Source organism: Streptomyces sp. NPDC054975, assembly GCF_053609105.1.
On sequence record NZ_JBSGWV010000059.1, the window covers coordinates 1 to 22,490 of the forward strand.

The following is a 22,490-nucleotide window of genomic DNA, read 5'->3' on the forward strand; positions in this document are numbered from 1 at the left end:
CCGGTACACCTTGTGTGTACCGGGCCCCGCGGCGTTGTCGACTCTGCGGACTGACGTACGGGGGCCTATGTATGGCCCGACGTACGGGAGACCTACGGCGTCAGCGGCGGGCGGGGGTCCTGGGAGCGCCCCGGGCCCTGGGGGGCGTCCTCGCGGATGACCTCACCCTGGACCACCTTGCCGTCCGGGCGGTGCATGCGGGCCTGCTGGAAGGCGTCCTGGAGGCTGCCGGGAGGTGCCGCGGCCATCCGGCGCTCCGCGACCTTGTCCGCGTACCGGCCGAGGACCGAGCGGACCGGGAGCACGAGCAGCAGCAGACCGGCCACGTCGGAGATCAGACCGGGGATCATGAGCAGCAGACCGCCGAGCATCAGGAAGCCGTTGCGGTCGCCCGCGCCCGCCCGCTCGGTGGCGGCCGGCGGGACTCCGGTCCGTGCCGCCGCCTGCGCCTGCTGGAAGGTCTCGGTGAGGTTCTTGAAGGCGCGGCGCCCGGCGCGCTTGATCACCACGGCGCCGAGGACGGCACCGCCGACCAGGAGGCCGAAGACGGTCAGCCCGCCGGCCGCGTCCGCCACCATGATGAGCAGCCAGATCTCGAGGACCATCCAGGCGGCGAGGGCCAACGGCAGGAACGTACGCGCGCGGGAGCGCTTGGGGGCGAGGGGAGGCGGTGCGCCGGTCGTCATGCCCCCCAGTGTGCCTGGCGCCCCGCCGGAACGTCGTAAAGAACGGATCAGCCGCAACGGTCGGCCGATCCGGACCGGCTTCAGCGCTCGGACCTGCGCCCGAGAAGCTTGCCGACCTTGTTCGCACGGGCCGTCAGACCCCAGCCGGTGACCCGCCACAGGGCCTCGACGACGATGTTGCGGCTCATCTTGGAGTCGCCGATCTCCCGCTCCACGAAGGTGATGGGGACCTCCACGACGTGGAAGCCGGCGGCGACGGCGCGCCGGGCCAGGTCGACCTGGAAGCAGTAGCCGGCCGAGGCCACGTCCTCCAGGCCCAGGCCCTCCAGGGTCTCCTTGCGGAAGGCCCGGTAGCCGCCGGTGACGTCGCGGATCGGCACGTCGAGCATGACGCGCGAGTAGAGGCTGCCGCCGCGGGAGATGAACTCCCGGGACTTGGGCCAGTTCACGATGCGGCCGCCGGGGACCCAGCGGGAGCCGAGCACGAGGTCGGCGCCCTTGAGGGCGGTCAGCAGCCGGGGCAGCTCCTCGGGCTGGTGCGAGCCGTCGGCGTCCATCTCGACCAGGACGCCGTAGCCGTGCTCGATGCCCCAGCGGAATCCGGCGAGGTAGGCGGCGCCAAGACCCTCCTTGCCCTTGCGGTGCAGGACGTGGACGTGGTCGTCCTCGGCGGAGATCTCGTCGGCGAACTTGCCCGTGCCGTCGGGGCTGTTGTCGTCGGCGACGAGGATGTGCGCCTCCGGTACGGCCGCCCGTACGCGCGAGACGATCGGCTTGATGTTCTCCGCCTCGTTGTAGGTCGGAATGATCACCAAGGCTCTGCCGAGCGGGCCGTAACGCCTCTGGCCACCGTCGTTCACTACTGCCCCTTCGGATACATACGCGAACCCCCACCATAGCGAGCCCGTCTCCCGGCTCGGTCGCTGCGGGGCGGGACGCGCGTCGGGGGACCACGCCCGGGGGCGGTCCGGGGAGGCCTTCGGGGCAGCGTGGCAACGCCTTCGGGAGAGTGGGACGGAGGCACGCGTGGCGTGCGGATCGGGGCCCGGCGCCCTTCGGGCCGACCTGGAACCCGCTGGCTGCGGGTCGACCGAGAGCCGTTGTCTACTGGACGTCCGGGCCCCACCCGAGTCGCACCCTCCGCCGGAAAAAACCTTCCCTCGCCCCCGAGGCACGGGTGCTGGACCTGAGGTTTGAGACCGGTCGGACGTCCTGTGGTGGACGCGGGAGAACCTACCCGCCCCCGGCCGCACACTGTCAACACCCGTTTGACCTGCGCAGATGACCGATACTTCCAGGTCAGTGGGGAAGCTCCGCAGGTCGTCGACCGGCCGGTTGATCATCGATCGGCGGTACGAAATGTCCCGACGTCACTCGTTCGGCCGCGCGAAGACCGTTTGCCCGAAGACCACCGTGCGCAGGCAGACCGGCAGGTCGCCGCCGGGGGTCAGATCAGGCAGACCGGGCGTTCCGGAGCGCGGATCGGTCGACCAGCGCGCCACCCGGTCGTCCGGCGCCTGGACCACGAGTTCGTCGGCGCGCCAGATCGCGTAGTCGGCCGGGGCGCCGGGCACGAGCGTGCCGGCGTCGTCGCGCCCGACGGCACGCCAGCCGCCCCGCGTGTGCGCGGTGAAGGCGGCGCGGACGGAGATCCGGTGCTCGGGGGTGCGGTGGAAGGCGGCGGCCCGGACGGTGCCCCAGGGGTCCAGCGGGGTGACCGGGCTGTCCGAGCCGAAGGCCAGCGGCACACCGGCGCGGAGCAGTGCGGCGTACGGGTTGAGGGTGCGGGCCCGCTCGGCGCCCAGGCGCTCGGCGTACATGCCGTCCTCGCCGCCCCAGGCCGCGTCGAAGGCGGGCTGGACCGAGGCGGTCAGTCCGAGTTCGGCGAAGGCGGCGATCGTCTCGGGCGTGAGCATCTCGGCGTGCTCGACGCGGTGGCGGGCGGCGCGGATCCGGGCGAGGCCGAGCTTCTCGGAGGCGGCCCGGACGCCGTCGACCACGGCGGTGACGGCGGCGTCGCCGATGGCGTGGAAACCGGCCTGGAGGCCCGCCTCCGTGGCGGCCACGACATGGGCGGCGATCGCGGCCGCGTCGAGGTGCGAGACGCCCGTGTGGGCGGCGTCGGCGTGGTCGGCGTACGCCTCGTGGAGACAGGCGGTGTGGGAGCCGAGGGAGCCGTCGGCGAAGAGGTCCCCGGCCGCGCCCACGGCGCCGAGCGCGCGGGCCCGTTCGACGTCGAGGTCGGCCCAGTAGCCGACGACGCGCGGACCGCGCTCGGTGCGGGCGAGGTCGAGAAGCCCGGTGAAGTCGTCCTCGGAGGAGATCTCCGGCCCGGCGCACTCGTGGAGGGTGCCGATGCCGAGCGAGGCGGCGTGGAGGCGGGCCGCGCGCTGGGCCTCGGTGCGCTGCGCGGGCGAGAGGGCCGCGTAGGCGGCGGCGCGGACGGCGTGGTGGGCGTCGCCGGTCAGCGGCTCGCCGTCACGGAAGCCGGTGAGTTCGCGGACGCCGGGGACGAGGTCCAGCAGGGCGGTGGTGACGACGGCCGAGTGGACGTCGATCCGGGTGAGGTAGAGCGGGCGGCCGGCGGTGAGCTCGTCCAGCTCCTCGCGGCGCGGGGCCCGGCGCTCGGGCCAGCGCGCCGCGTCCCAGCCGTGTCCGATGAGGATGCGGTCGGCGGGGCGGGCGGCGGCGTAGGAGCGGATCATCTCGGCCGCCTCGGCGAGGGAGGTGGCCGAGGACAGGTCGAGGCCGGTCAGCGCGAGGCCGGTCGCCGTGGTGTGCACATGGGCGTCGACGAACGCCGGGGTGACGAGCGCGCCTTCGAGGTCGATCACCTCGTCCACCCCGGAGGCGAACGCGTCGGCGGCCCCCTCCGAGCCCACCCAGGCGACATGCCCGCGTTCCACCACCATGGCGGTGGCGAAGGGGTCGGCGGGGCTGTGGACGTCTCCGCCGCGCAGCAGGACGGTACGGTGCTCGCTGTCCGAGAGGCTCTCGCTCATGGTGACCAGGCTAGATGCGCGACGGGACCCGGCCGCACGCCGGGGCCACGGCTGGGTCGTCCGTGGCGCCGGACACCTCTAGACGCGCGGCGGCCTGGCCTCGTACGGGGTCGACAGGACGACCGTCGTGCGGCTGGAGACGCCCGCCTGGGAGCGGATGCGGCTGAGCAGGTGCTCGAGTTCCAGCGGGGTCGCGACGCGGACCTTGAGGATGTAGTTCTCGTCGCCCGCGACGCTGTGGCAGGCCTCGATCTCCGGAATGTCCGCGAGCCGGTCGGGGGTGTCGTCCGGGGCGCTGGGATCGAAGGGTTTGACCGAGATGAAGGCGGTCAGCGGCAGACCGACGGCCTCCGGGTCGACGACGGCGGCGTAGCCGCGGATGACCCCACGCTGCTCCAGTCGACGGACGCGCTGATGTACGGCCGAGGTGGACAGGCCGGTGGCCTTGCCCAGGTCGGTGTAGCTCATGCGCCCGTCCCTGACGAGCAATTCGACGATCTGACGATCCAGCTCCTCCATGCGGTCAACCTATTGCCCCAGGGGGCCTTCGGCACAGCGGGGGTACGTCGCCGCCCCGTCACCACCTCGTCGCTATGGAACGTCTTATGGGCATCCTCGGGGCACCTGCGAGCGGCATGTGACGAACGCCACAGGTTTGTGACCGGCTCGATCGAGACCTCACGGTTATGCGGGCGGCCGTATGGGAATTGCTTGCTGTGGTCGAGGCCATACGTACTTCGGTCGACCCACCCGAGGGGGAGATTCTCCATGCAGGAGCCTGTTGATTCGGTCGAGACGACCGACGAGCTCGACGCCTACGACACATTCGAGATGTACCGGGTGATCTGCCCGGACTGTGTCCAGCCGATCGCGCTGCTCGCGGACGAGGACACGCTGCCGGAGCACGCGCTGTGCCCGACGCCCTGGAACCCGTTCGTGCTGACCGTCTGTCCCGGTACCGGCCGGGCCGCCTCGGAGGCGCGCCCCGCCGACGAGACGCTGGACGTCCAGGAGCAGGACACCGCGCTCCTGCTGACGCTCCCCCAGGGGCTCGACTGGCGGACGCAGCCCTTCTCGCACGTCGGCGGTCCGGGCTCGCGTCCGATCAAGGTGCCGCAGATGCGGCGCGCCGCGTAACGACCCCTACCAGTAGCTTCCGCGCACCATCGCCGTGAGCGTGGCGTGGTGCAGGATGAGGCTGTCGGGATTCTCCGGCACCTGGACCTCTCCGAAGTGCGCCTGGCGGTACGCGACTCTCAGCATCACGATCGCGTGCCGCAGCGCCGCGTAGAGGGTGTGGAACTCCATGTCGCGCGGCGTGTGCCGGGTGAGGGCGGCGTAGCGCCGCTCGATCGCGTCGCGGCGGAGGAACCCGGGCAGCCCGGGCTGGCCGAAGCTCACGGTCAGGTCCTGGAAGAAGCGGTGCAGATAGACCGTCCAGCCGAGGTCGACCTCGCGCGGCGCGTAGCCGGCCATCTCCCAGTCGAGGACGGCGGCGGGCTCGAACCCGTCGTAGACGATGTTCCCGATGCGCGCGTCGCCCCAGTTGAGGACGGCGGGCCCCTCGTCGGCGGGCCAGTGCGCCTCCAGCCAGTCGAAGGCCGACTCGATCAGCGGAGAGGGCGCGAGGCCCTTCACGACCCAGGCGTAGTAGGCGCGTTGGGCGTCGACATGGCGCCGCAGCGGACTCCCCGTCCCGTCGGGGAGCAGGAACTCGGCCTCCTTCGCGGGAAACTGGTCGTGCAGCCGGGCGATGACGGAGACGGATTCGGCCTCCAGGCGGGCCCGTTCGGCGTCGGTGGCGGAGTGCAGCCAGTTCCCCTCGTACGTATAGGGCATGACGTCCGGTGGGACGCGACCCTCGGCGCGGGCCATCACGAAGAACGGGGCGCCGAGCGGCTCCGGGTCGCTCTCCAGCCAGAGGACGCGCGGGACGGGTATGTCGGTGTGCTCGCCGACCAGGCGCATGACACGGTGCTGCCGCTCCATGTCGTAGACCGGGAAGATCGTGTACGCGGCGGGGTCGGCGGCCAGCCGCAGGGCGCAGCCGCGCACGGGGGCGTCGGGGTGGTCGATGTCGAAGAGCAGGGTCTCGCTGGACATGCCGTTGGACCCGGGCACGGCGAGCCCGGTGACCCGGGCGCCCGGCAGCCGGGGGTCGAGCCAGCGGGTGAGCCGGCGGCCCAGCTCCTCGGGATCGCGGGTGCTGGTGCGCGGGCGGGGGGCGGTGGCCATGAACGCACTCCTCGTGTGTGGCGGCTCGGTTCGCCTGGGGTCAGTCGGCTGTGGAGGTGTAGTCGGCGAAGCCGCTGGGGTCGTGGCGGCCGAAGGAGCCGTGCTCGAAGATCCCGTAGCCCGTGCGGCCTTCGAGGGTGAAGCGGGCCGCGTGGTCGGTGACGCCGAAGGCGGCCATGGGGTGGGCGGTCGGGTCGGAGAGGTCGTAGACCCTGCGGTCGGTCCACTCGCGGCCCTGCCAGGTGCCGTGCTGCCAGTCGGTGGCGGGCGGGTAGCCGGCGCCGACGGCGAGCGGGGAGGAGGCGAGGATCTCGACCTCCACCTCCAGGGGCTTCCCGGCCGGGTCGGCGAGATGGACCACGGCTCGCTCGGGGTGGCGGGTGCCCGGGCGGTACGTGATCTCGGTGCGCGGCCAGCCGAGTTGCGCGTCGCGCTGCCCGTTACGTACCAGCAGGGCCTCGTTGAGGGTGCGGTAGCCGTCGGCGTCCTCCTGGGCGATGACCATGAGGAAGCGGTCGTCGAAACGCATGGGTATCCAGAGCCAGTGGAAGCCCTCGGGCCGGAACTCGTCGGCGCGGCCGGGCTCCTCGCCGGGGATGGGTCGTACGCCCCAGCTGCGGTCGCGGGTTCCGGTCCACTCCCCCGCCGTCACGGCGAACTCCTCGCCACCCGCCCTGACGGTGCCGGTGCAATGGCCGGCCTGCACGAAACGGCGGCCCTCCAGGGTGAGCCGGTCACCACGGCGCTGGGTGTGGTGCGGCTCCCAGACGGGCGGGAAGTCCCCGGTCCAGGTGAGGTCGAAGGAGAGCCCCTCCGGGTCGGCCGGGTCCGGGTCGCAGTGGAGCGTGAGTGTCCTCAGGGGTTCGTCCACGGTGATCCGCAGCGGGCCGACGGCGAGGTTCATCCGGTCGTCACCGAGGGCGTCGGAGGCGCGGACGGCGTGCAGCCGGTCTCCGGTCCGCAGGGTCGCGTAGGCGTCCACGACCCCGGCGTTGGGGTAGACACCCAGCCCGGCGATGAGCAGGGCGCGGCCCTGGTGGTCGAAGACATGGAAGATGCATCGGTCGTAGGCGTTGCGGTCGCCGCTGACGTGGTGCTTCATCGAGAGCGGGGCCTGGTGCACGGGGTACTCGTCGAGCGGTACGGGCCGGTCGTCTGACACGTGTGACCTCCTGGTCGACAACGGGAACTGACGGTAAGTCAGAATCCCCGCCGGGGGCCATAGCCGTGCGCGACCCGATCGCACGCACGGCACCAGGACCGGCCGCCCGCGGGTAGCTCTCGAACGCCTCCTCGAATCTCCCCATGGGTGACTCCGGACCGGCGGGGCGCGTTGGAAGGGGCATGACCACGCTGTACACGGCCCCCATCGGCAGCGGGCGGCGGCGCCTCGCCGAGCCGCGCTATGAAGAATCGGTTCGGCAGCCGTCGCCGCCGCCTCACGTCGCCGACCCGCCCATCTACAAGGCGCTGATCAGCCAGTGGGCGAGCCACGGCCGGACCCTGCCGGGCCGCGTCGACCACGAGTGGAACCGGCTGACCGCGGCCCCCGTGTGGGCCGATCGGACCGTGCGCGTGAGCGGCTTCAGCGGGACTCTGGTCCGACAAGGTGGCGGGCGATGACCATCCGCTGGATCTGATTCGTCCCCTCGACGATCTGCAGCACCTTCGCCTCGCGCATGTACCGCTCGACGGGGAAGTCCGCCGTGTAGCCGTAGCCGCCGAGCACCTGCACCGCGTCCGTGGTGGCCTGCATCGCCGCGTCGGAGCAGAAGAGCTTCGCCATCGCCGCCTGGCGCCCGAAGGGCCGCCCCTCGTCCCGCAGACGCGCGGCCTCCAGATACAGCGCACGGCCCGCCTCGATCCGGGTGGCCATGTCGGCGAGCAGGAAGCGGAGCCCCTGGAAGTCGGCGATCGGCCGGCCGAACTGCCGCCGGTCGCGGGCGTACGCCACGGCGGCGTCCAGCGCTGCCTGGGCGACCCCCACCGCACACGCCGCGATCCCGAGCCGCCCCGAGTCCAGGGCGGAGAGCGCGATCGCGAACCCCTCCCCCTCCTCGCCGATCCGCCGCGCGTCGGGGACCCGCACGCCGTCGAAGTGGAGCTGGGCGGTGGGCGAACCCTTCATCCCCATCTTCCGCTCGGGCGGAGCCGCGCTCAGCCCCTCCGCGTCCCCGGGGACCAGGAAGGCGGTGATGCCCTTCGGGCCCTCGCCGCCCGTGCGGGCCATGACCGTGCAGAAGTCGGCGATCCCGCCATGGGTGATCCACGCCTTGGTGCCGGTGAGCACCCAGTCCTCGCCGTCCCGCTCCGCCTTGGTCCGCAGCGAGGCCGCGTCGGAGCCCGAGGTCGGTTCGGAGAGGCAGTACGCGCCGAGGAGGCCGCCGCCGAGCATGGCCGGGAGGTGGGCGGCCCGCTGCTCGTCCGTACCGAATCTCGCGAGCGCGTGGCAGGACAGCGAGTGGACGCTGACGCCGAGCCCGACGGTGAGCCGGGCGGCGGCGAGCTCTTCGAGGACCTGGAGGTAGACGGCGTAGGGCTGGTCGCCACCGCCGTACGCGGAGTCGTACGGGAGGCCGAGCAGGCCGGAGTCGGAGAGCAGCGTGAACAGCTCGCGCGGGAAGTGGCCGGCCGCCTCCTCCTCGGCGGCGCGGGGCGCGATCTCCCGTTCGGCGATCTCCCGGACCAGGGCGAGCAGCTCCCGGGCCTCCTCGGTCGGCAGCCGGCGTTCCACTCCCTGCGGGGCGCGGTCGGGCATGGCGGCGCACTCCTCCCTCTCGGGCGCTGCGAGGGCGCGCGGGTCACACGCGTCGCGCGGCGCCACCGGTGGTCACTGCTGCGCCGATGCTGCCCCCGACGGTTCGCGCGCGGGGGCGCCCGACGCCCGTGGCGCGGGGAGTATGCCCGTTCGGCGGCGCCCGGTCACCCAAGGCGGCGCCGAGGTGGTCACATCAGGCCGACCTGCGTGACGAACATGGCGAGGACGACGACGAGGGTCCAGCCGAGGACGTGCTCGAGGATCTTCGGCCCGTCGTCCTTGGGACCCCCGGTGCGGGCGCGGGAGCGGGCGGCGGCGTGGGCGGTGGCGGTCATGGCAACCACAGTGCCAGCCGAACACGGCCCCGGAGTAGGACGTCCGTCACGCCACGGGAGCCGCAGGACGCGGGCGCCGACGGGGGCCGGCGCCAGCGCTGCGCGGATGCCGGAGGCCGCCTCCGGACATCCCGGGCGCCGGCACAGCCAGGTGGTTCCCGGTCGTGCCGGACCCCGTGCAGCGCGATGAAGGCCCGGTAGTCACGCCGTGCGGCTACACCGAAACCTCCTGGTGCGCTCACAGCAGGCCGAGCGACCGCAGCGCGCGGTGCTGGCTTGGCGCCGGCTTGACCGGCCAGAAGATGTAGCAGACTCCGCCCGTACCGCTTCTGACCTTGCCGTTCGCGTCGTAGCGCTTCGTCCGCAGCCAGATGTTCTCCAAATGGGAGGGCGCCGCATACCACGCGGCGCCCTCCCGCGCAAACATGCAGGTCAGAGGGGCGGGCTGCGTGAGACAAATCGAGCGCAGACGCACTGGTGCTGACCTGGTGCTGACTTCCGCTGACGTCCGTTCCGGTCCGTTCGGGTGCGTCGTGCTGGATCGGTGCTGGCTCCGGGAACGTCGTTACCCGGCGGACCTCCACTGGGCCCGGTTCGTAGCCACCGCCGCCCCATGGCCCTCCGGCGTCCACACTGCGATCCGCCCGCCCCTAGGTCGTCTCCCACGACGCCGCGAACGTCGCCGATATCCTCCTGCGCCTGCCGCCCACCGAGCGCCGTAGCGCCTTCAAGCACCACCTGACGGCCCGGGAGCGGGCGGTGGTGATGACGGAGGTCGAGCGGGCCACTGGATCGCTGTACGGCCTGTGGAGGGACTCGCCCAGTAGGTTCGCCGATGACGTTCTCAGCGAGAGCCTGCTGTCGAAGCCGCGGGCCGTGCTCGACGCGATCGTCGACCACAAGCGAGTCGCGGTCCCCGCGGGCTTCGGCGTCGGCAAGACGCACTTGGCCGCGCGCGGAACCCGGTCGGGACCCGCGCTGTGCATCACGACCGCAACCCGGTTCCGGCAGGTGCAGCGGCAGCTCTGGCCGCGCATCCGCAAGGTCGTCCCGCGCGCCGGCCTGCCCGGCTACTGCGACACCGTCCAGTACAAGATGCCCGACCTGTACGGCAACGACGTGGTCGCCGCTTACGCCTTCTCGGCCCCGGCCAACGAAGAGGCCGCGATGCAGGGCATCCATATGCCGCACCTGCTGCTCATCCTCGACGCGGCGGGCGGCATCGCCCCAATGATCGGGCACTGCACCAACAACTTGCTCACCGGCGGCCACGCCGCCATGTTGGCCATCGGCAACCCGGCGATGGACGATCCGGCCAGCTGGTTCGAGGAGTTGTGCGTTGAGGGCGACGACCCGGCCGAGCCGACCACCGACGATCCCGATCTCCTCCCTCGACTACCCGCGATCACCGGGGAGTGCGCCCCGTACTGCATGGACTGTCCGGCCGGAGTGGAGCGGCACTCGCTCGCCGACCACATGCCCGACCAGGACTGAGATCGACCAGAACGGCATCGGTCACGGCGTCGTCAGCATGCTCGAACGCTGGGCGGAGACCGGGCAGCACACGGCGCAGATCGTCGGCGTCATGGTGTCCGAATCCCCCAGCCAGGACGACCCCGGAGCAGTCATGCGGCCATGGCGGAAGCGAGACGAGATGTGGCTGGCCACCAGATCCCTCCTTCAGCCCGATCCGTCCTCGGGGCGCGGGCGGCTGCGGCTCCACGTCGACAAGAAGGCCGCCGCGCAACTGTCGACACCGAAGCTCCTGTCGACGACGAGCGGCCACACCCTGATCGAGAGCAAGCGGGCCATGAAGGGGCGCGGCATGAAGTCGCCGGACCGCGCCGAGGCCGTCCTCCTCGCTTTGTACGAGCCCGAGCCTCTGCACAAGCCCCGGCGCCGCGGACTGTTGAACTAGCTGTCCAGTAGACGCAGCAGCGCGGCATATTCGGCCGTTTATCCGCGACACAAAACAGGAAATAGAACGGCAGGGCCCCCGCCGACTCGGCGGGGGCCCTGCCTGGCGATATTGAAAGCCTTGCCTGTTGACTCTCAATTAACGACCGAATGATCCACTTCGGCTCAGGCCAGCATCTCGTCTCACAACTCAATGGGCCTGTACGAAAGTGCGGCGTCAACTACCTGCTCAGCCGTCGGCTCACCATTTTCGGGGTAGAAGATGAGATCCGTCACTCTGGGATGCCTCACGTTTTGCTTGAGTTTCTCGATCCGGGCATCAGCTTCGTCCTCACTCCCCTCATCTTCCATAATCTCCTCGACGAGGCGGATCAGTTCGTCACGCGTAAGGTCCGGCATGGCCACCCCTCCCGTACGGATAGGCATCGATCGCCTACCTGGAATGGTACGTGGGATCGAGCACCTCGGCATGGTACCTAGGAGTCACGACCATGAGGTTGTCCAGGTCGTAGACTCCGCCGCCGTGCTGGATCGGCTTCACATGGTGAAGGACGTATCGATTATTGGCCCCCACGTTTTGAAGGTTACTCACCAGCGGCGCCCTTCCACGACTCATGATGGTCTGATTCGCTTTCGAGAACTGTGACGCGATGGAGGGCGTTGCCGATACCTGCAGCCAGAACGCTTCACGGAAGGCATCGAAATTCTTGAATTCTCTGCCCTGAAGCGCCGCTGCGACCTGGCCAGGTATTTTTCCAGCGTTTCCGTGACTACCTCCCAGCCATTGACCATTTACCGCAGCAAGTTTCGACCCTCCGGTTACGGCACCTGGGGAATTGCGGAGCTGCGTGGCGGTCTTTGTTGGGGCAATTTCATTGTTTCGCCTGTGCGCGAAGATGGCGGCGAGGGCCCCCGGAACAAGGTAGGGGTCTCCCGCGGTGTCGTACCCCTGCCGTGCAACCCATTGGTCGTATTGGTAGCCGTAGTCGCAGCCCGATCCGGGAACACCTCGACCACCATTCCAGCAGTCGCCGTCGGCCACCCAACCAAAAAGCTCCGACGAATACGCGATGTTGCTCAACAGCCCAAGCACTACCGGCGAGACGGGGTCGTCTTCTGGGGCCAGCGTGGCATTGGCTGCATCCCCGCATCGGGTTAGGAGTCCGGTGCCGACACACTTGAGGCCTGACGTGCCGGTAGAGGCCGCGTCGCTGTCACCGCCACCACCGCCACCGCCACCGCCACCGCCACCGCCACCGCCACCGCCCTGGTACTCGGGGCACTGGGGGTTGCTCAAACTCGGGCAGGACCCGCCTCCGCCTCCACTGCCTCCGCCGGCAGCGCAGTCGACCGTGTACGCGCCGCATGTTTCGCGCATGCCGGTGGGATCGGAGGACGTGGTCGGGTGCTGGTTTGCGTAGCTGTACCCGTTGAGGGATTGATGCTGATCGGTCGACAGGAGCGGGTCGACGCTTATGAACTGGCCGATCACGGGGTCGTACTGTCGGGCTCCGATGTGTGTGAGGCCCGTGGTTCTGTCGGCAGTTTTGTTGAGGAAGCCCTTGTCAGTCGGCCAGGTACCGATGCCGCCGGTTCGCTCACCGCCGAAGGGTGTCAAGTAGCGCTTGCTTACCCTCTGATTGGCATCGGAGGTGACCGCAAGGCTCCGCGTACCGTGGGGGTCACCGGCAAGAAGCTGGAGTTCGTTTGTGCCCGACTGATTGGTGCGCACCCCCACGGCAACTCCCCCCGCCTGATAGGTGCGTTGGGCCCACTTCGTCCCGTCGGCTCGAAGGTGAAGCTCGGTGGCTCCTACATACAGGATCCGCTCCCCGTCTTGGGTGCTGCGGATCAGCAGTGTGCCGTCTGCGTCGTAGAGGTACTCCGTAGACTTGCCGCTTTCCGTGAGCTTGGCAAGACCACCCTCATCTGACCAAGTCAGGTCCTGCTGGCCTGTCGAGCCTGGCCGGCTGGTGGTGTTGCCGGACGTGTCGTAGTCGTAGACCTTGTCGTTGGCAGGGTCGACCGTGCCGCAATCGGTGCGGGCGGTGGTGAACCGGAGGGCGTGCGGCTGGTTGGTTGCGTCGTAGCAGTACGTCGTCTGAGCATTGCCTGCGAGAGCGTGCTGCGTTTCGGTCTTCCGCTGGCCGGCCTGGTTGTACGTGTAGGAGGTCCAGTACGGTGCCGGGCCGGACAATTGATTCACGTCGCGCGTGTCGGCGCAGTTCTTGGACGTGGGTGTCCAGGCTTCGAGGAGGCGGCGGTGCCCGTCGTACGTGAAGCACTGGGTCTCAGCCTGGCTGGTGCCGCCGAGGGTTGTGGGGTCGGTAATCGAGGTGACGTTGCCGACCTGGTCGAAGGTGTAGGTGAGGTCCTGGAGCATGTACGGGTGGGTCTGGTCCGTGACATTGCTGTTGGTCAGTCGGCCGGTGCCGGCCTCGTAGGAGTTGGTGACGTACACGTTCCGGCTACCGGTCCCGCCCACGCCCAGCGTGAGCTGCCGGACCTGGCCGAGGGCCGAGTAGTCGACGTTCTGGAGATAGTCGGTCGTGCCCTTGGCCGAAGTGAGCTGGCCGAGGTCGCCGTAGCCGTACTTGACGATTTCGGACGGCAGGCCGCCGAGTGCCGGCTCGGACGCGGTGTCCAGCGTTCCGTCGATCCGGTAGGAGCTCGTGTGTGAGAGCTTCCCTCCGGGGACGGCCGCGGTGATCGGGTCCGTGGCCGGGAGGGTGAGTTCGGTCGTCGTGGGACGGTTCAGTACGTCGTAGGCGGTGACGGACTTGATGTAGGCCGATCCGGACTCGCCGCCTACGTAGCGGGTGTACGACGTCGGGAAGCCCTTGAGGAGGCTGTCGTACGTACGCTTGGTGAGCAGGTTCGCGGCTGTCGCGCTCCCAGCCCACGTCGCGGTCGGCCGGTCGATGGTGTCGTAGGCGGTGATGATGGTCTTGCCGCCGGTGGTCGTCTTCACGGCCCTGCCGAGAAGGTCATACTCCGTTGCCGTTGCTCCGTTGTCTGGGTCAGTCTCACGCTTGGGTCGCCCAAACAAGTCGTAGGCGTAGGTCCAGGCGGCTCCGTCGGGACCAGTGATCTTCGCCTGCTTGCCGTCGAGGGTGTACGAGAACTTCGTCGACGTGTATGACGCGCCAAGCGTTCCGCCGTACTGGGTGTCCGCCGGGCTGGTGCCCGCGTACTCGCGAGTCTCCGTGGTCCGGCCAAGAGCATCGGTAATGGTGCGAGTTGCGGATCCACCGTCGAGTGCCGTGGTGGCCACCGAGTCGCCCGTATAGCTGGTGGCGGTCGTCCACTTGGGCACGCCGAGGACGAGCAGGCTGCTGGTGACGGCGCGCTCCGCGCCATCGAAGGTGGTGAGCGTCTGCTTCGGCGCCTCCCCGTACTCGGCCCTGGTGTAGGTGCCGTTCGGGGTGCTGGTGTTGTCGAAGATGTCCGCGAAGGTCTCGTAGGCGAGACCGCGTGCGTCGTAGCGGGTGTCCGTCAGCAGTCGGCCGCCCTGCGGGGTTGGCGTCTGCGTCTGAAGCGGTCGCAGCAGGGCGTCGTAGATCGTGTAGCTGGTCTTGTACGTCTCGCCGTCAGCCTTCAAGGAGGACGTGGAGACCCAGGACTGCTCGGTGTTACTGAGGCTGTACGCGTACTTGCTGTTAGGGCTCTGGGAGCCGCGGATGCGGTTGGGCAGCCAGACGTCAGTCAGACGGCCGGCCGCGTCGTAGGCGAGTTCCGTCTTCCGCGAGTTCGCGTCATAGATACGCAGGGGCTGTCCGCGACGCGGGTCGATGAACGTGACGGTCTGGTGGGCCGCGGCGTTGGCGTTGACCGTCCGAGTAAGCGGGCCAGAGTCGACTGGCGTGTAGGCCGTGGTGGTCGACTTCTGGTCGGCGTTGGTGACCTTGGTGGGCCGGCCCAGGGTGTCGTAGGCCGTGGTAGTGCCCGTGTCCCAGGTGACCGCCCCACCCGTCCCATATGCCTTGGCACGGCTGAACCAGGTGGAAAGGCCCTTGGTCGGCTTCATCGTGGTGGTCCACGCGAGGCCGTCGTAGGCGGTGGCTGTGTCCGAGAGGACGTTCCCGCGGGTTCCGTCGGCCGCTTCTAGCTTCAGGTCCGTCTCGGCGAACGAGCAGCCCAGGGCCACGGTGCGTACCCGCGAGACGAGGTTGCTGAGGCCGGCGGTGTCGTTGTCGGCGTACCAGGTCTGGGTGCAGGTCTCGTCGCCGGTCTCGCTGAGGTCTCCGGTGTTGAGAACCTTGACTGCCCGGCCGTAGTTGTCGTGGTCCAGCGTTTCGACGGCGCTGGAGCGCCAGGCGCCTGCGGCCGTGAGGTGCGTGTAGCTGGTGGTCTTCTTTGTCTTTACGAAGCGGGCGACGTGGTCGCCTGCGTCGGGCACGCCTGTCTGACGCGCGGTCTCCTGAGTCCAGGGTTCATTGACCGTGGCCGAGATCGGGGTCGCGCCGTCGTAGGTGACCTGCTCGCGCAGCGCCCCCGAGTACATGCCGCTGTCCTGTAGGGCGGGCACGCCGATGGAAGGCTGGGCAAGGGGGGCGAGTGAGACGGACTTGGTGGTGCCGTCCTTGTTCTTGTCGCCGTGCATGCCCTGCATATAGAGGGAGACCGTCTTGGAGCGTGCTGGGACGTTGCGCGATCCCTTGTAGACGGTGACCTCGCGGTAGCCGCGCCAGTCGGACCAGGTCCGCTCGGCCTTCGGCGTGAACGGGTCGTCGTCGTAGTGCCAGGCGGCGCCGCCGTAGACGTACTCGTTCTCGACAGCGTCGTTCTGGCCGACCGGGTCGGAGACGACCACGCTGAGGACGCGGTACTTGTGGAACCAGTCGACGGACGCGTCCTGGGCGCCGTTGATGTTCCAGAACCGGGGGTAGCAGTTGCGGGTGTTGGTGTCCTGCGGCGCGGTGAGGACCTGGCTGCGGACGCACTCGGGCGCGGACATGTTGACCGAGGTGATCGCGCCGGTCTCCGTGGTGACGGAGGAGACGCGGGGCCTAGTCATGGGAAGGATGTCGTCCGTGGCGTCCACGCGGTTCGGGCGCATGTGGTAGGTGAACGAGATCGGATTCGTCGGGATGGCCGCGCCGGCCTTCGGCGTCCGCTTGAGGGACTTGAGGGTGAGCACCTGGTCGGAGGTGTCGCCGATGTCGCCGCCGTCGAGGAATTCCTGGGTGAACGCCCATGTGTCCACCGGGTCGTAGCCGCTGGTCGTGGCGTTCCAGGAGAACGTGTTGACGTCGGTGAGGCGCTTGCGGGTGAAGAAGGACGGTGACTGGGTCAGGCACTCGGTCGAGTCCTTGGCGCAGATCGCGTCGAATGGGACGTCGGGCCAGTTGTCCGCCGTCTCCTTCGTCAGCGAGGTGCAGTCCGCGGCAGTGCAGCGCTCGGCGTAGCCGAAGGTGACTTTCGCGTCGGCGTTGTCGGTGAAGAGGGCGTCCTTGCGGAGGCCGTACTTGATCTCCGTCAGGTGGCCGCTTCGGACGTATTCGGTGTCGGCCTTTGTGGCCTTGTTCTTCTTGTAGTAGTTGGTGTCCTTGGCGTACCAGTACGTGGCCGCGTTGCCTTGGGTGTCCTCGACGTAGTCGAGGTTCCATCGCCAGGCCTGGGTCACCGCGCGGTTGGCGAAGGTGCTGCCGGCGTCGTAGCCGGGTTCGCCGCTGTCGTCGCCGAAGACGGGCGCGGTCCAGGTGGAGTTGGTGCGCTGGGTGGTGGCCCCGTCGAGCTTGTCCTGGCCGAAGACGTACTTCGTGCCGTCGCCGGTGACAACCGTCCAGTACTCGCCGTCGTTGTCGTTGTTCGTGGCACCGGTGTGGCGGGTGACCTTGGAGGCGTCGTCGCTCTCCAGCCTCCAGACGCCGGCCGTGGCGGTCTTGACCAGGCGGGAGGACTTGCCGTTGAGCACGAGACGGGCGTTGTCGTATGTCCAGCAGCGGTCGGCGACATCCGTCTGGCCGTCGTCGTCACAACTGCCGTACGTCCGCTCGATGTACGACTCGGTGAGGGAGAAGCCCTCGCCGACCGAGGTGGGCTGGTTGTTCGTGGTGGCCGTACGCCCGTCGACGCTGCCCGAGTCGTACGACAACGTCAGCGAGGGCGACGGCCCTGCCGCCGCAGGCGGCGTCGAGAGACCGTACGTCCAGGTGAACGCGCCCGAGCTGCCTCCTCCCGCCCAGGAAGACGACGAGGCCAGCGGCGTCGCGCTGTAGTCGCCCGTGCCCTTCGGCGACTGGCCTCCGCCGCCCGCGGTGAGGGCGAGCACCGTGGCTCCCGGAGAGGAAGCGGCGCCGAGTTGCGGCACCGGACCACCGGGCGCCGCCGTGAGGGTGACGTCGGCCGAGACGGTCTGCTCACCGGCGTCGTTGCGCGAGCCGAGCGGGGTCTGCGTGCGGCACTCGGTCTTGGCCGGTGTCGTCAGGGCGCATGCGGGAAGCTGGACGAGCTGGAGGCGGCCTGACCAGCCGCCTCCGATCGCGGAGGCGAAACTGCCGTAGTCGACACCGATCCGGGCCTTGCCCGCCGTGTCGGCCTCCGCTGTCAGCACGACGCCCGTGATGCCGAGCCTGTCGGCCGCCGACTGATCAAGGACCGTGACGGTCGCCTCGGTTCCCGCGTCGGCTCCGGTCTTACCGCTCGTGGGAGCAACAGTGACCGGAAGACCGCCCGGGGCTGCATCGGCATCGCCGGCGGTGAGCTTCAGGCTGGCGGCGCCGGCCTTCGGCCATCCGCCACCATGCTGCTGCTCGGAACGGGCGCGCATTGCTTGGGCGATGTTGTCGCGCAGGTCCTTGGCGACCTGCTCGCGTGCCTTCTTCGCGCCGTGCCCGCTGACGGTCCTGACCTTGCTGACCCGCTGCTCAGGCAGGTCGGGACGACCGAGTCCCCCCGGCTTCCCGTCCGCTGCCACGACCGGTGTGAGACCGACCGGAACGGACAGTGCCAGGGCAAGCGGCAGGACGACGAGCGCACGGCGGCGCCTGCGGCCCGCTCTGCCCCTCCGCTTGATTGAACTACCTATGCCAAATGCCACAGATACCCTTCCCACCCTTTGACTGACTTTGAAGTGGGCGTCGTGCGCCCGGGACATGGGTCGGGCCGGGCACGCACGCGCTTGCGTTGCCACCGGCCCGACGAAGCGGTCCGGTCAGGAACCGATCTGAGCGTCGATCTGGCTCTCGTTGTTCATCGCGCCGACCCAGATCCGCACGTCGGTGACCTTGGCAGGCAAGAAGTGCTTCCACGCCCCGCCGGTCATGCCCTTGCCGACAGCGATCCCGCCAGTGCCGGCCACGGCGGTGTACGCCTTCCAGCCGCCGTTCTGCAAGCTGCCGACGCGGAGGGAGATCTCACCACTCTGGGCATCGAAGATTCCCGTCAGACGGACGGTCGCGCCCATGACGGCCTCGGATTCCGACTGCACCGCCTCGAACGCCCCGTCGGCCTTGAGACGGCCGAAGAACCAGAAGCCGACAGGGTAGGTCTCCTCCTGCATCGTCTCCTCGTTCCAGTCCGACTTGGTGCCGGTCTTCTGGAACCACAGACCCCAAGCGGAACCGTCAGCCGTGCGCTGGCCGACCACCTGACCGACGTACCCGTTGGCCTTCGTGAGCACATTGCTGCTGTCCAGGGCGACCTGAGTCGACACCGTGAACGAACCCGTGTCGTCGATGACCGGGGCCGCAACCGTCATCGCGTCGTCCACTCCGTCGAGCACGATCTCCTCGCCGACGTGCGCCGCGCCACCCTCCAACTGCATCACTCGGCCGTACTCCGAGACGGAGTCGCCGACGATGGTGCCGTTGGAGTTGGCAGCCGTCCAGCTGCCGACGAGTTCCACTCCGTTCATGCCGCCGGGCATCGTCAGCCGGGCCTCTTCCGCGATCTCGGCGTCGTTGAGGGCGCGCTGCCAGGCCGCTGTCTCGTCGATCGAGCCCTTCCAGTAGTCGTAGTACCCGCTGTGCCACCAGACACGGCCGATCTGGAACTTGCCCGTGGACGTCCATGACGGGGCGACGGTGTCGGTGCCCTGGAGCTCACCGTTGACGTAGAGCTTGATCACCTTGGCGTCGTTGTCGTAGACGGCAGCCAGATGCGTCCACACACCGAGCACCGCAGGACGCTTGGACTGGACAATCTGGTAGCTGATGTCACCGTCCGCCGCATCCTTCGGCGAGGTGCGCAGTTCCCACTTCTTGGAGTCCGACCGGTAGCCGAGGTAGAAGGCACTGTAGTAGGCGGGCGTCATGGCGCCGTCCTGGCTCAGAGCCGTGCTCGTACGACTGCCGTCCTCCAAACGCACCCACGTAGAGACGGTGTAGGACGATCCCGTGCCCACAACGGGTCCGGTGGTCGCCGCGTAGCCGCTGGTGCCGCCGTACGTAAGGCCCTTGTCCGTGACGGGGGTCTCCAACTCCTCTCCCTGAACGTCGTGCGTGATCAGTCCGCGTCGTCCTCGGCTGTCCCGGTCGACAAGGCCGGCAAGGGTAGCGTTGGACGCGCCCCCGGTTGGGGCCTTGTCCAGTGCCACGCCCTCGAGCTCATCGAAGCTCCAGCGGCCAACGGCCTCCGCACCGCTCGCCACCTTGAACTGGACCGCCTTGGTGGCGCCCGCGCGTCCCAAGGTGTCCTTCGCCCGGACCTCCAGGACGTGCGTTCCGGCGGCCGGAGGGTTGACGGTCGCATTCAGGACGCCGGCACCGAGCGTGGTCCAGGTGGTGGCTGCGGGCAGCAAGCGGTACTCGTACTGCTTGTTGGTGTCACCAGGTGCGGGGCCGAAGGTGAAACCACCGGCCACACCCGGAGCACCGGCGCCCGCGCAGTCGTCGGACAGGCACTCGAGGTACGGGCCGTTGAACGCCACCGTGGGGGCCTTCGGAGCCGTCGGGTCGACCTTGAAGTAGCAGTGGGGGCTGTAGCCCGAGGACGATGCATGGGCACCGTTGTCGTAGTACACCTGCGTCAGCGACATGTACTTGTGCAGAGGCCCCTCGGCAAGGCTGGCGCCCCAGGAGTGGGTGACCTTGACGTTGTCGCCGACGAAGCCGCTGCCTCCCGGAACGGCGATGCCAGAGCCGGACCATGTGCCGTTCGTGGCCTGCGTCTCGATACGGAACCAAGCCTTCAGCTTCGCGCCGACCTCGCCGCCGGCTGCGGTCTGCGGCGTCGAATTCAGCGTGGGAGTCGGGTCGGAGACAATCGTCGGGTCCGCGGCATTGGTGCTGCAGACCGCGCCGGATCCACCCACGATGCCAACCCCGGTCGGCTTCGCCGGGATAGCCACGTAGTCAACCCGGAGCACAGCGTCGTTCTTGAACCGCTTCCAGGCCGAGGTGTCTGTCTCGTCATTGGCACGCAGCTCCAGCGTGAGCCGGGAGAACTTGCCGGCCGCGAAGTCACGCACGGTCGGCGTGAGGTTCTCGTTCGGCTCTTCCGGGTTGTCATTGAACTCGATCGGCGCGTCAGGGGAATCGGGGTCGCAGAGCGAGCCCCGGCCAGCCGAGACCCACCTGTCGACCATCCAGTCCAGTTCCTTGGGGGCCCAGGTCGTGGTGGAGGAGATGTTCTCCGTACGGACCAGATCAACCACTCGGGGCTCGCACTGGAAAGCCCATGGCTCGGTCACCGCGAAGGTCGCGTCGAGGACCTGTTTGCCCTTGAGCTGGTCGGGCGCGAACTCGAAGTAGAGGCGCTGCCTGTAGCCGGGACCGCAGTAGTAGACGTCCCATGTGCCGCACTTGCCGACGCCCATACCGCGGTCGTCCGAGCCGTTGCCCCAGCCGTACGACTCGTAGCCGTCATCCCGCAGCAGCGTCCGCTCGGACTCGCCCCAAGTCACCGTCGGGTCGATGAAGATGGGGAACGCGGAAGTGTCGGTCATGGTGAGCATGGCAGCGTCGGGCACAACGGACAGGGTGCCCTCGCCCAGCTTGACCTCCATGCGCTTGACCTCGTCGCCCTGACCAGGAGCCAGACCCTCGCCAGAGGGCGCCGTCTCGGATGTATCAGCCGGCGTAGGGTCGTCCGAGACGGCCGTGGCGGAGTGCCGCGTCGTCGAGGTCGCGGCGGAATTCAGCTCACCCGGCGTCTCAGCCGCCTCCGACTTGGCCGGTGTCTCAGCAGCCGAGCCCGCAGAGTTCCACATCCGCGCCGGCGGCGCACGGAAGATCGTCTTACCGGTCTCGTCCACTGCGCTGAGGTTGCCCGCAGCCCCCGCACGGACGTCTAGGCCCTTGGCCTTGAGGCCGAAGGTGACTTCCTTCAACTTCGGGTCGGCAGCAGCCTGCGGAGTCTTGACCACCAGGACGTGCTGAAAGCTCTCGACGGTGGCCGTGACCTTCAGGTCGACGTCCGGGAACACCTCACGATAGACCGCGCTGCTTCCGTCGACGACCGGCGCCGGCAAGGCGCCCGGCCACCCGAGTTCCAGAGAGCGGCCCTGCTCCTCGATGGAGACGAGCGGCTGCGAAGAACCGCCGCCCGAGAACGTCATAGCCGCCGAGGCCCCCTTGGGGCCGATCGTGCCGTCCGCTCTGCGGACGAGGGTCGCGTCCGGCGCCTGCCAACCGCCTCCGGGTTTGGCAACCCGCACCGGAACGGTGGACTGCTCCAACGTGAAGGTCTGGCCATCAGGATTGGCGAACACAGTGGTCCGCTCCGACCGTTCACCCTCGACCTCGACGCGCTGGCCAGAGTCAGCGGCCTCTTCGAGCGCTCGGTGCGCCTCGTCCAGCGCGGGCGAGTCCACGGCCGGAATGGCCGCATGAACCGATGGGAGCGGACCCACGAAACCCACGGCCGTAGAAGCGCACAGCGCGACCACGACTTTTCGGGCACGCCAAGGTACCCACCGTCTCTTCACAATCCCCACCCCTGCATTGCACACAGATCACAGTAGGTGGATCACCCAACGACATACCTCAACACCACGTCAAGAAGATTCACGGCCTCCGCGTGACGCGACACCGGCGCGCAAATGCCGACATACGACCCCACTTCCCAGCAGGCTCTTCGCGACGCCCCCGAAAGGTGACGGTCGCAGCCAGTAGCCAACCAACACAGGGCGCCAAGGGTGGCGCCCAGCCGGTATCACGCAACTGGCAAGTGGTGGTTGCGAGTCAGATCTCGGCGACCCGTGGGCACCTCAACATTCGGAACCAAGAACTCCGGTAGTGCTGCACAGCGTGACATTGCGAAGGAGCTATGGAAGGTGATGGAGGTCACGCACCCATGCTTGATCAGTGACAATCGCGTGGACACCCAGTGCGATCTGGGGCTCGGGGTGGCAGTCCGGCGACACCGTGAACAAGGCGCAGGAAGACCGGGATCCCGGCGGCGTGGGCCAGGTTCTCCGCGGCCCAGGCCTGGAAGCGGATGCAGACGTGCTCGTTTGCCACGGGGCGACAGTAGCGGTCGCCATCGATCCCCTTCATCGAGGGCACGTTGATGTGCGGGCGAGCACCCGCCGGCGGCGCGGGGTCGTCCGCGCGGAGCCGGAAGAAGGATTCCCATGAATCCCGTGACGCAGGGCTGACAAGCTGGATGACCC

The 22,490-nt window shown here is 69.0% G+C and carries 15 protein-coding genes and 1 pseudogene; 4 read left to right on the forward strand and 12 right to left on the reverse strand.

Annotated features, from left to right (window positions below; translation table 11 throughout):
* Nucleotides 1–92 precede the first annotated feature (92 nt).
* From fxsA to ACWF79_RS30885, 4 genes are all read right to left on the reverse strand, one after another.
* Nucleotides 93–686, reverse strand: a complete 594-nt coding sequence (fxsA, locus tag ACWF79_RS30870; protein WP_453731474.1) for an FxsA family membrane protein — start codon at nucleotides 684–686, stop codon at nucleotides 93–95.
* An 80-nt stretch (nucleotides 687–766) separates the two neighbouring features.
* Nucleotides 767–1,546 (reverse strand): polyprenol monophosphomannose synthase, encoded by a 780-nt coding sequence (locus ACWF79_RS30875; protein ID WP_453731475.1) that lies wholly within the window; start codon nucleotides 1,544–1,546, stop codon nucleotides 767–769.
* A 510-nt stretch (nucleotides 1,547–2,056) separates the two neighbouring features.
* Nucleotides 2,057–3,688 (reverse strand): amidohydrolase, encoded by a 1,632-nt coding sequence (locus ACWF79_RS30880; RefSeq protein WP_453731476.1) that lies wholly within the window; start codon nucleotides 3,686–3,688, stop codon nucleotides 2,057–2,059.
* Between the two features lie 78 nt (nucleotides 3,689–3,766).
* Nucleotides 3,767–4,207: an Lrp/AsnC family transcriptional regulator gene (locus ACWF79_RS30885; protein ID WP_137990589.1), complete on the reverse strand. Its 441-nt coding sequence runs from the start codon at nucleotides 4,205–4,207 to the stop codon at nucleotides 3,767–3,769.
* Between the two features lie 249 nt (nucleotides 4,208–4,456).
* Between ACWF79_RS30885 and ACWF79_RS30890 the strand changes: the two genes are divergently transcribed.
* Nucleotides 4,457–4,825, forward strand: coding sequence for a hypothetical protein (locus ACWF79_RS30890; protein WP_453731477.1), 369 nt, complete (start codon nucleotides 4,457–4,459; stop codon nucleotides 4,823–4,825).
* Between the two features lie 6 nt (nucleotides 4,826–4,831).
* Here the strand turns inward: ACWF79_RS30890 and ACWF79_RS30895 are convergent, their stop codons facing one another.
* Together ACWF79_RS30895 and ACWF79_RS30900 are read right to left on the reverse strand one after the other, a co-directional pair.
* The gene (locus ACWF79_RS30895) at nucleotides 4,832–5,923 is read right to left on the reverse strand and encodes a phosphotransferase family protein (RefSeq protein ID WP_453731478.1); all 1,092 of its coding nucleotides are present in this window, start codon (nucleotides 5,921–5,923) and stop codon (nucleotides 4,832–4,834) included.
* Between the two features lie 40 nt (nucleotides 5,924–5,963).
* Nucleotides 5,964–7,085: a hypothetical protein gene (locus ACWF79_RS30900; protein WP_453731479.1), complete on the reverse strand. Its 1,122-nt coding sequence runs from the start codon at nucleotides 7,083–7,085 to the stop codon at nucleotides 5,964–5,966.
* A 182-nt stretch (nucleotides 7,086–7,267) separates the two neighbouring features.
* Between ACWF79_RS30900 and ACWF79_RS30905 the strand changes: the two genes are divergently transcribed.
* On the forward strand, nucleotides 7,268–7,546 hold the full coding sequence (locus ACWF79_RS30905; RefSeq protein WP_453731480.1) for a hypothetical protein: 279 nt from the start codon (nucleotides 7,268–7,270) through the stop codon (nucleotides 7,544–7,546).
* Here ACWF79_RS30905 and ACWF79_RS30910 read toward each other — a convergent pair.
* The 3 genes and pseudogenes from ACWF79_RS30910 to ACWF79_RS30920 form a co-directional block, all read right to left on the reverse strand.
* The gene (locus ACWF79_RS30910; protein WP_453731481.1) at nucleotides 7,509–8,681 is read right to left on the reverse strand and encodes an acyl-CoA dehydrogenase family protein; all 1,173 of its coding nucleotides are present in this window, start codon (nucleotides 8,679–8,681) and stop codon (nucleotides 7,509–7,511) included. The genes ACWF79_RS30905 and ACWF79_RS30910 overlap by 38 nt on opposite strands.
* 188 nt (nucleotides 8,682–8,869) lie before the next feature.
* Nucleotides 8,870–9,016 (reverse strand): SCO1431 family membrane protein, encoded by a 147-nt coding sequence (locus tag ACWF79_RS30915; RefSeq protein WP_453731482.1) that lies wholly within the window; start codon nucleotides 9,014–9,016, stop codon nucleotides 8,870–8,872.
* Between the two features lie 238 nt (nucleotides 9,017–9,254).
* Nucleotides 9,255–9,395: pseudogene (locus ACWF79_RS30920) on the reverse strand (peptidase C39 family protein); the annotation flags it as partial.
* A 380-nt stretch (nucleotides 9,396–9,775) separates the two neighbouring features.
* Here ACWF79_RS30920 and ACWF79_RS30925 point away from each other — a divergent pair.
* On the forward strand, nucleotides 9,776–10,510 hold the full coding sequence (locus tag ACWF79_RS30925) for a hypothetical protein (RefSeq protein ID WP_453731483.1): 735 nt from the start codon (nucleotides 9,776–9,778) through the stop codon (nucleotides 10,508–10,510).
* Nucleotides 10,511–10,547: 37 nt separating this feature from the next.
* Nucleotides 10,548–10,934, forward strand: coding sequence for a hypothetical protein (locus tag ACWF79_RS30930; RefSeq protein WP_453731484.1), 387 nt, complete (start codon nucleotides 10,548–10,550; stop codon nucleotides 10,932–10,934).
* A 182-nt stretch (nucleotides 10,935–11,116) separates the two neighbouring features.
* Here ACWF79_RS30930 and ACWF79_RS30935 read toward each other — a convergent pair whose 3' ends face one another.
* From ACWF79_RS30935 to ACWF79_RS30945, 3 genes are read right to left on the reverse strand one after another with little or no spacing between them, the layout of a single operon-like run.
* Nucleotides 11,117–11,332, reverse strand: a complete 216-nt coding sequence (locus ACWF79_RS30935; RefSeq protein WP_362410029.1) for a bacteriocin immunity protein — start codon at nucleotides 11,330–11,332, stop codon at nucleotides 11,117–11,119.
* Between the two features lie 34 nt (nucleotides 11,333–11,366).
* Complete coding sequence (locus tag ACWF79_RS30940; protein ID WP_453731485.1) at nucleotides 11,367–18,032, reverse strand: RHS repeat-associated core domain-containing protein; 6,666 nt, start codon at nucleotides 18,030–18,032, stop codon at nucleotides 11,367–11,369.
* Nucleotides 18,033–18,089: 57 nt separating this feature from the next.
* A complete protein-coding gene (locus tag ACWF79_RS30945) occupies nucleotides 18,090–21,689 on the reverse strand; it encodes a LamG domain-containing protein (RefSeq protein WP_453731486.1) in 3,600 nt (1,199 codons plus the stop codon).
* Nucleotides 21,690–22,490: the final 801 nt, after the last annotated feature.